This window comes from Enterobacter sp. SECR19-1250 (assembly GCF_013391025.1).
GTDB lineage: Bacteria > Pseudomonadota > Gammaproteobacteria > Enterobacterales > Enterobacteriaceae > Enterobacter > Enterobacter cloacae.
In genome coordinates, this window is the sequence record NZ_JACASJ010000064.1 from 23179 (window position 1) to 29295 (window position 6117).

Below are 6117 nucleotides of genomic sequence, written 5' to 3' on the forward strand. Positions count from 1 at the left end.
GCTCGCAACGCATCATTAAGCAGAACACTGTCAGCGTCCTGAGATAGACAGGAACCCACCACCTGCTTTTGATTTCAACTGACAGCCTGCACGTCGCCATTGATTTGTTCCTCTGCTGGTACTGGCGTGAACTGCACGCGCTTCACATCGGCCGGAGCAAAATACAGCCACTCGCCCGTTTCCGTCGCCAGCGGCACAAAGCCGTTAACCAGCTCAGGTTGACGTCGTGACATCTTGCCCGTGAAGGTTTCGCCTGTTTGGGTGGTTAGCGTGATTTGGTAGATGTCGGACATGATTACCTCTTTGCCTTGTCGCAGCTGTTGCCCTGCTTCTCAGAAGTGCTTAGCCACTTACGGCTTACCCGTCAGCAAGATGTGATAAATCTCTTTAGAAAATGCACTTCATTGATTTGGTGTCGCAGTTGGTTCTCTTGCTTTTTTGATAATGCGCCTGGCAAAAGCAACAAGCGCCGTTAGAGGTAACCCTTAAATTGTTGTCGGTATGCAATTTGCAAAAACTACCTGCATATGTTTTTTCGTTATTCATAGTCGCCATTTTTCTTGGCGAACACGTCATTATTAGCTTTGAACTTGCATACTCAGCCTGACGACCGCAAAGAGGTTTAATAAAAACACCTCTCTGCGATGTGTGCCTACCTTTCCTGAGACAGTCATCCATGTTCTCTTTATGTGTTCCCGGTGATAAATGAGACGGGTTAACACAAGACGGGTTGTCACAGCGATGCATTAACTCAAGGTTCTTTTGGTCGTAATCCCCAACAAGCATCAAATAAGCAACCTTATGCGCCCCGAGCTGGTGCTTGCCAATTTTAATGCATCCATAACCGCATCTATCTTTCGAGCCTTTGAATATCCAACACCCTGTTTCAGGTCGAATCTCAACCTTTTTCATAATTCTGGACACTATAGGCTCTCTTGATTTAATCGATTTCAGGTATTCCACAGTGAACATAGCCGCCTCGCTATCGCCTTTGGAGTGCGCAACCAGGACGCAGGCGCAGCGTCTTTTCGGGGATCAGCCTAGATTGCGCGCATAAAAAAGGCCTCGCCTGAGCGAAGCCTGACTGTTCGTTTCACCATCCTTGCGGGGTTACACAGATCATTATCAAGCGCCCGGGATAGGACGCTTTGGAATGGCTACAGCTCGGAGAGTTTTTCTTTCAGCAGATAACCTTCGAGCATCCAGATTTTGTTCACCGCATTCTGGCGAGCAATCTTGCGACCGATTTCTTCATCGAAGTTTTCCGGACTGGCGCAAGCGCTTTCACCGGTAACTGTGAAGCCATTTTTAAGCACCAGAACACAGAAGGTCAGAAGCTTTAGCTCGCCGTGATAACCGGTAAGGCGGGTTAACTCATCCTGCTTATGGATATTTCCATTCACGCCATTTTCTGCAGAGAAGTAATACTCTCCAGTGATGAGTGACTGGATATGCTCAGGCGTAACTCGCGGCGCTGTTTTGCCTTTGGCTACGATTTCTTCTTCAATTTGCTGGTCGTTCATAATTGTGACCTCGTGGTGGTTATTTCAGGCACTGCGTCCGGACATACTCCTGCAGGCCGGTCAGTTGCTTTGTGACTGTGGCGATCCCGTCTCTGAGACGCCAATAATTGAGTTCAGCATCTGCTGTAAGTCGAGGGCTTGAGCCATCAACCAGGCCGGTGGCTCCGGTGGTTTCGTCTTTGGAGCAGGTGGCGGCGATTTGCAGCCGACGCTTACCAGCGACAACATCAGCACGAAGCCTGTCATTCTCAGCTTGCGCATCAGCTAATTCCTTCGTGTATTTGGCATCCAGCGCAGCGACATCCCGCTGGCGCACCTGCATATCTTTGATGGTGGCGTTAGCCAGGCGGAGATTCTTGGTGGCTTTGTCGCGCTGGTCTTTGTAGGTGATGGCATTATCGCGGTAGTGGTTCACGAAGAACACCAGCACGCCGATTACAACCATCACCAGCAACAGCAACCAGTAACGCTTGACCAGTGCGCCAATCACGACAGGAACAGAGCGTGCTCCGCCTCCCGGCGACGGGTCAGGCCCTTCAGGACTTTACCGCCAGCTTTATTCCAGCGCAGGAACTCATCGGCAGCGCCAGCATAATCACCGGCGTTGAGTTTTCGCAGAAGGGTCGATGTCGACAGTGACCGGGCTCCGAGGTTATACGTAAACGACACCAGGGCGTCGAATTGCCCTTGAGTTAGCCCCACTTTAACCAGGCGAGACACGTCGCTTTCATAGCTGACCAGTCCGGTCTTCAGCAGGCGTTCTGCTGTTTCCTGCTTGATCGTCATACCGGCACGGATCGGTTTGCCGTCTACAGGCTTGGTCCAGCCATATCCAATCGTCCACACTCCGACGCTGTCCTGGTAGGCGGTGAGTTTGCAGCCTTCGAACTGCTTGATCAGGGCAATGCCTTTCTCACTGGTTTGCATTCTTCATCCCCGTCAGTCGTTCCCAGAAGTACGTCAGTGCCACGGACCCCATCGCCCCGCTGATACCAGAAGTAACCAGGATCATGTAAAGGCTAAGCCCGCTTTCAACGCTGATTAGGCCACCAATAAGACCGGTAAAGCCGGACACTGCAATTTGCGCCAGCGCATTGACCCAGCTCCAGGCGGCTTTGTTCTGCTTCACGTCAATAAGGTATCGGACCAGGCCGCCCCAGCATGACAGAGCAAGGACAATCAGCCATGACACTCCGGCAATGCTTTCTTTATCTTGCATACGTTTAGCCATATCACCTCCGAAAAAACGGGGTGCTGTTTGTAGTAAGGGATCAGGCCCTCGGGACGATTTAACAAGTAGGCGTGTCGATGATGGTTCCCGGGGCCTGGAATAAAAAACCCGGCGACAGGCCGGGAAGATGAGGGTAAGGCAATGTCGGCTCTCTGGCCGAAGGGTCCCAGGTAGTGGGTTTGGTTTGTGGTGGCCGGTGCTGCTATCCGGCATTCACGGCTATCGCTTTACGACGCCATCAGAACATTCACCACAACGCAAAAACCACTCCACTATTCCGTATGCGTCATTCCGTTACTATGCACAATATGGTAGTGGCTTTTGCTGTTATGGACTCCGTTTCGTGGAGCTGACGACACAACCTAATCGCGAGTCAGTTATGCACCATATCGGCATCATCACAAATGCGGTAAATCCCACACAGCTAGGGGATGGGGCGGGATTGTAACCATACCGAGGACATCCTCGAAATGGTGGAATTACACCAGATTAGAATTTGGCTCATCTGGCTGGATTCGAACCTCTGACGCGCAGCTTACAAGGCTGCCGTTCTGCCACTGAACTAGACCGGCGAATTTGGCGGGACAGGAAGGATTCGAACCTTCGACCATTCGGTTAACAGCCGAACGCACAACCGCTGTGCTTCTGACCCTGAAACGAAAAAGCCCCGCACGATGGCGAGGCTTGTAATTTTTTGTCGACCTACGAAGCTATGGCGACGATATCAGATTTACATGAAATATATGCGTTTCAATCCAGTTTTGCAAGACTTCTGTCGAAATTTGTCGCCTTTTGTTGTGAACGTGATCGCGTAACCTGCAACAAAGCTCCGCTGTCCAGGCGCAGGAAGATGCGACGCATCTCAACCCAGCGGTCCGTAAACGTCTCTGACCAGTTCTTTGGTGTTACGCCAACCAGCTCCGCCAGCGCCTGATATTCGTACGTCTCCCGCCCCGCCAGCTCCGTTTTGACGTCCTGCGCCGCCAGCCAGATCAGCTTCTTCAGGCGCTCCATCGTCTTGCCAGCCACCTTCTTCGCGCCGAGCTGCTCCCGGAACTCTGCCCACGCCCACTGGGTGATCGCTACCTGGTACTCGAAGCGGATGTTCTCGCTGTAGTTCCATAGCAGCCATGCTTTCTGCTGGTCTTCCAGCGACAGGACAGCGCGGCGCCATGACGCAGTGCCAAACTCTACTGGGCTGACAAGCGCGATAGATGATCCCTTGGCGCGGGACTGGCTGCCACTCATCGCCGGGCCGTCTGGGTTCACTTTTCGGCCGGTGACCGGATCGGTGATTTTCTTACGCCCCCGGCTGCGCGCCGTCGCGGTGAATTGCGCGTTCTCGGCGAAAGCTACCAGCTGCCCTTTCGTCGCCCCGCTGAGGTCTGCGGTCGCCACAATGAGCTGCTGACGTACGTATTCCAGTTGCTGACTGTTCATGCGGCTTCCTTCTGTGGCTGATTGGTTTTGGTCTGGCTGTAGTTTGCTACTGGCGGCATGCTGGCGCGCTTAACGCTTTCTGCCTGGTACCGCAGGAAATCGGCGTGGTTCATGCGGCCTCCTGTCGGCGGGCCCGGCGTTTCTCCAGCGCGCGGGCTTTACGGGTGAAGATGGATTTGATGCGCTGCAGGTATGGAATGTCGAAGCGGCGGACGGAGTTATCGTTGTTTATCGCCTCAACTTTTTCGGCACCGATGCGCTCGATAAGGCCCTGTTCAAATGCCTTTTGCGCGCCGTCGCGATCCCGGTTGCAATAGACACACTGGGCTGCGGTATTGTGAAGGTTGAAAGCGAGGTGCGCCGCTGCGCCGCGGGTGCGGTAGTGGCCGCAGTCCATGGTTCCGCCAAACTTCTGCTCCGGCAGCCTGCCGCAGCTGATGCACGGCTTACCAGCATCCCTCAGACGGACGTACCGATTGAAAGCTGTCTGCGCTTCAGATCTCCACTGCGGTTTCGTTTTTAGCGCCACCTTTCTCGCTTTCAGGTCCCGGCGATCCGCCCGCTCTTTCTCTTTGCGCTCCTTGATGCGCTTAGCGGCGGCCTTCACCTTCTCCTTCTCGCGTTCTTCCATTGCGAGGATTGCGCCGTGTTCCGGGCAGCACCAGCGGATCCGGATATCGTGGAATTTCGGCACGAAGTATTCACCGCATACTTTGCACTTACGGCGGGATGGTTTACGCATGTGACTTCTCCTTGTCAGATGCCAGTTCATTTGAAAAATCGCCACCATCTATAGGCATCAGCCATTTTGCCGGGCAATTAACAGTTGGCCAGGAAACGATCAGCCCTCCAGGCAAGTAACCGCTCAGATTGCCACCGCTAGCGGATTCGACTTTCCACGCTTCAAATCTTTCTTCAGAAATAGCGCCTTTAATCATCCCGAGATACTCAACCAGACGCACTGTTGCGCCGACATTCTCAGGAATTCTGCTTTTGATGATTAGGGCGAGACCATCAACTTTTAATTCACGCATGATTCCTCCGTGCCGCGAGACGCAGCTATTTCTGATCCACCAAGCGGGCGGTGTAGTCTTTCATGGTAGGGATGTCGGACGGCTTAACCACGGGCTTACGCTGGCGGCGCGCCGGAACGCGGAAGATTTCGTTTGTGATGACGCGGGAAAGTGGAGTAGACATCATGCCTCCTGCTTATCGCGCAGCACCTGAAATTCGCTGCTTTGAGGGATTGTGAGCACCAGGCCAAACTGAGCGCACCAGCCTTCCACCTGGCACATGAAATGGTGCATGTCGCCAGTGTCCAGATCGGACGTGTGGCGCAGCTCTAATTCAATCGTCTTAATTCCGGTCACGAAGTCGGTGTATTCAACCTCTTCATAACCGAGATAGGTCTTTTTGAGGTTGCGCTTTACCCATGCAGGCGTGGCGTCAGTGCGCCCAGACTTGATCAGGTAATCGCTGATTTCCTCGTACCAGACATGGCTCAAGCTATTTTGAGAAAGGCTTCTCTTCTCGTGCCAGTCTTTGAGTTGCAGGCGGAAGCACTTGCCACTTTCGAGGAGAGGCTTCAGATGCTGAGTGATAGCACCAAGGTTTCCACGGTGTAGCTTGATGCCGTCTTTGGGGATAATCATACGGCCTCCTTCCCGGAAACCGCAGAATGCAGAAAATCGCAGGTGCATTTCTGCATCTGTGACAAGGTGATACGTTCAAGTTGTGGTCGCATTTAAGTCCCCTTAAATGCGCAGAAGTCACCAATGGGTGTTCAGTCCATCAGCAAAGAAAGTATGGACGGTTGATTCAACAAAATCAACTGAAGAGAAAGGCCTCCGAAGAGGCCTGTTTGTTATGCGTCGAATGGGTTAGGCATTTCTGGCCTCCGCGCTTCGCTCAACGAGCCGCTTA

At 53.1% G+C, this 6117-nt stretch carries 11 protein-coding genes and 1 tRNA gene; all 12 read right to left on the reverse strand.

The window, feature by feature from the left end:
- Positions 1–74: 74 nt before the first annotated feature.
- Positions 75–293, reverse strand: coding sequence for a hypothetical protein (locus HX884_RS16520; RefSeq protein ID WP_045898247.1), 219 nt, complete (start codon positions 291–293; stop codon positions 75–77).
- A gap of 94 nt (positions 294–387) precedes the next feature.
- Positions 388–972 carry an HNH endonuclease gene (locus HX884_RS27660; protein WP_375138602.1) on the reverse strand — a complete coding sequence of 195 codons (585 nt, stop codon included), beginning with the start codon at positions 970–972 and terminating at the stop codon, positions 388–390.
- Positions 973–1157: 185 nt separating this feature from the next.
- Entirely contained in the window at positions 1158–1523 is a 366-nt protein-coding gene (locus HX884_RS16530) for a Gp49 family protein (RefSeq protein ID WP_178328489.1), read from the reverse strand.
- 19 nt (positions 1524–1542) lie between these two features.
- Complete coding sequence (locus HX884_RS16535) at positions 1543–2013, reverse strand: lysis protein (RefSeq protein ID WP_280925296.1); 471 nt, start codon at positions 2011–2013, stop codon at positions 1543–1545.
- On the reverse strand, positions 2010–2450 hold the full coding sequence (locus HX884_RS16540; protein WP_178328490.1) for a lysozyme: 441 nt from the start codon (positions 2448–2450) through the stop codon (positions 2010–2012). The genes HX884_RS16535 and HX884_RS16540 overlap by 4 nt, the downstream gene beginning before the upstream one ends.
- Positions 2437–2742 carry a phage holin family protein gene (locus HX884_RS16545; RefSeq protein WP_129318762.1) on the reverse strand — a complete coding sequence of 102 codons (306 nt, stop codon included), beginning with the start codon at positions 2740–2742 and terminating at the stop codon, positions 2437–2439. The genes HX884_RS16540 and HX884_RS16545 overlap by 14 nt, the downstream gene beginning before the upstream one ends.
- Positions 2743–3331: 589 nt before the next feature.
- Positions 3332–3406: transfer RNA gene (locus HX884_RS16550), tRNA-Asn, on the reverse strand.
- A 98-nt stretch (positions 3407–3504) separates the two neighbouring features.
- The gene (locus tag HX884_RS16555) at positions 3505–4194 is read right to left on the reverse strand and encodes a bacteriophage antitermination protein Q (protein WP_058650879.1); all 690 of its coding nucleotides are present in this window, start codon (positions 4192–4194) and stop codon (positions 3505–3507) included.
- 109 nt (positions 4195–4303) lie between these two features.
- Entirely contained in the window at positions 4304–4936 is a 633-nt protein-coding gene (locus HX884_RS16560) for a recombination protein NinG (protein ID WP_178328491.1), read from the reverse strand.
- Entirely contained in the window at positions 4929–5228 is a 300-nt protein-coding gene (locus tag HX884_RS16565; RefSeq protein WP_045346687.1) for a hypothetical protein, read from the reverse strand. The genes HX884_RS16560 and HX884_RS16565 overlap by 8 nt, the downstream gene beginning before the upstream one ends.
- A gap of 25 nt (positions 5229–5253) precedes the next feature.
- Entirely contained in the window at positions 5254–5391 is a 138-nt protein-coding gene (locus HX884_RS16570) for a hypothetical protein (protein WP_178328492.1), read from the reverse strand.
- Positions 5391–5846 carry a YbcN family protein gene (locus HX884_RS16575; protein WP_039024849.1) on the reverse strand — a complete coding sequence of 152 codons (456 nt, stop codon included), beginning with the start codon at positions 5844–5846 and terminating at the stop codon, positions 5391–5393. The genes HX884_RS16570 and HX884_RS16575 overlap by 1 nt, the downstream gene beginning before the upstream one ends.
- Between the last annotated feature and the right edge of the window lie 271 nt (positions 5847–6117).

Bases quoted from the DNA above. Each gene is read 5' to 3' on its own strand.
- HX884_RS16545 (WP_129318762.1), bottom strand. From the start codon at position 2,742: ATGCAAGATAAAGAAAGCATTGCCGGAGTGTCATGGCTGATTGTCCTT.
- HX884_RS16540 (WP_178328490.1), bottom strand. From the start codon at position 2,450: ATGCAAACCAGTGAGAAAGGCATTGCCCTGATCAAGCAGTTCGAAGGC.
- HX884_RS16530 (WP_178328489.1), bottom strand. From the start codon at position 1,523: ATGAACGACCAGCAAATTGAAGAAGAAATCGTAGCCAAAGGCAAAACA.
- HX884_RS16575 (WP_039024849.1), bottom strand. From the start codon at position 5,846: ATGATTATCCCCAAAGACGGCATCAAGCTACACCGTGGAAACCTTGGT.
- HX884_RS16565 (WP_045346687.1), bottom strand. From the start codon at position 5,228: ATGCGTGAATTAAAAGTTGATGGTCTCGCCCTAATCATCAAAAGCAGA.
- HX884_RS16555 (WP_058650879.1), bottom strand. From the start codon at position 4,194: ATGAACAGTCAGCAACTGGAATACGTACGTCAGCAGCTCATTGTGGCG.
- HX884_RS16520 (WP_045898247.1), bottom strand. From the start codon at position 293: ATGTCCGACATCTACCAAATCACGCTAACCACCCAAACAGGCGAAACC.
- HX884_RS27660 (WP_375138602.1), bottom strand. From the start codon at position 972: ATGTTCACTGTGGAATACCTGAAATCGATTAAATCAAGAGAGCCTATA.
- HX884_RS16570 (WP_178328492.1), bottom strand. From the start codon at position 5,391: ATGTCTACTCCACTTTCCCGCGTCATCACAAACGAAATCTTCCGCGTT.
- HX884_RS16560 (WP_178328491.1), bottom strand. From the start codon at position 4,936: ATGCGTAAACCATCCCGCCGTAAGTGCAAAGTATGCGGTGAATACTTC.